Raw genomic sequence first — 1,686 nt, forward strand, 5'->3', positions numbered from 1 at the left:
AAAGCTCTTATATAACATCCTCTACATTTATAAAGATACTTACAATTCTTATTACAACCATTTTCTATGCTTGGTGCTTTTAAACTCAATATCTTTTTTAATATATCTTCTTTAAATTCTAATTTTGATGATACATTTCCTATACGAAAGCTCATTGGTGCTAAAACACAAGGTCTAATATCCATCTTTGCACTAATCGCAACAGATGATGTTCCAGCTCCACAATTACCTTTGCTTCTCTCATAACTATCTTTTTCAACCACTTGTATAATATCTTTATACTTTTCAATAACATTATATACATACGAAAGAAATTCATTATTTTTTTGTACTGATTTTGTTTTATTAAAACTCTTACCTCTTCCAAAATCTTCAATAAAATTATAGCTAAATATTTTAACTCCTAATTCTACACTTAATTTAGCTAACTGATCAATTTCCCACATATTATCTTCAAAAATACTCGACGCAATGCGAACCTTTATTCCTGCTCCAACTAACCTTTTTATCGTATCAACACTTCTCCTCCAAGAGCCTGTAACTCCTCTAAATCTATCATGTTTCTCAGGATTTACACTATCTATCGAAATACTAACAACTAATTTATGCTTATGCTCACACAACAAACCAAAAACATCTTCTTCTATAAATCTAGTCCCATTAGTCAACACTCCTACTATTGTAAATTTTAATAAAGCATATTGTAAAATCTTATCGAATTCTGGATTTTCAAAAACTTCTCCCCCTGTGAGTTCTAAACTATAAACTCCCTGTTCAATAAGATGATCACAAATTTCAACAAAATTTTGATAGGTGATAAAATTTTTATTTTTACTGCTTGCAGACATATAGCAATGCTTACACATTAAATTACATCTGTCTGTTAACTCTATTGTAGCATGTGTTAAAAAGTACTCTCTATCACTATGTAATTCTTCAACATTAAAAAATACTTCATCCTCACAACTTATATATTTTAAAAAGCCTTGTTTAAAAAGATGAGCAATAAAACCATCTATTATTTCTCTATACTTAGAAGGTAGCCTCATATCTTTTAATACATTCTCTACTAAATCAAAAGTTTTACCATTTCTACATATACTTCTGATTATATTAACTGATGTATTATTTATTTCAATAAACTGAACATCTCCACCAATATTCCTGCAATCCAAAGTCAAATATATTCTATTACTTGTGTATATAATTCTTGTGCTTTTTTCAAATGATAAATATTTTTGACGACTCTCTTTATTCAAAGCATTTCCCCCTTTCAGATATGCTAATGGATAGGGACATATTCATCACATCAAATATTTACCTTCGATTTTACAGTATATGTAAATCGACTAACTATCAATTAATCTGCTATTCCAAACAACCCAGCTATCGCTGCTACTTCAAAGTCAGGAATAGGTCCATCAGCTAAACAAGCAGCTCCAATAGAACAAGCTGCACAAAATTTATTGTTCACAAATAAAGGCAACTCAACTTCTTTGTTATCAATATCTACCATAATATTCATATCAGTCTTCATAGTCTACCTCCTGTTTTTTTGTCCCTATCCACCTTGATTAACAAAAATGTTAATCTTGCATATCTTTTATATTATTATACTACTATTAATTTAAAAAAGCAACTTATAGGTTTCTTTTTTTGTAAAAAAAAACTGATATCTCTTCTTTA

2 protein-coding genes are annotated in these 1,686 nt (G+C 28.9%); both read right to left on the reverse strand.

The genetic code is table 11. The features are described 5' to 3' along the window. Window positions 1-1,259, reverse strand: a 1,259-nt coding sequence (locus VJI94_RS07755) for a radical SAM protein (RefSeq protein ID WP_324008925.1), incomplete at its 3' end; no start/stop codon positions are given. A 101-nt stretch (window positions 1,260-1,360) separates the two neighbouring features. Continuing rightward, a complete protein-coding gene (locus VJI94_RS07760) occupies window positions 1,361-1,537 on the reverse strand; it encodes a subtilosin A family bacteriocin (RefSeq protein ID WP_004633836.1) in 177 nt (58 codons plus the stop codon). Window positions 1,538-1,686: the final 149 nt, after the last annotated feature.

The organism is Parvimonas sp. D9 (assembly GCF_035282565.1).
Classification (GTDB): Bacteria; Bacillota; Clostridia; order Tissierellales; family Peptoniphilaceae; genus Parvimonas; species Parvimonas micra.

Bases quoted from the DNA above. Each gene is read 5' to 3' on its own strand.
- VJI94_RS07760 (WP_004633836.1), bottom strand. From the start codon at position 1,537: ATGAAGACTGATATGAATATTATGGTAGATATTGATAACAAAGAAGTT.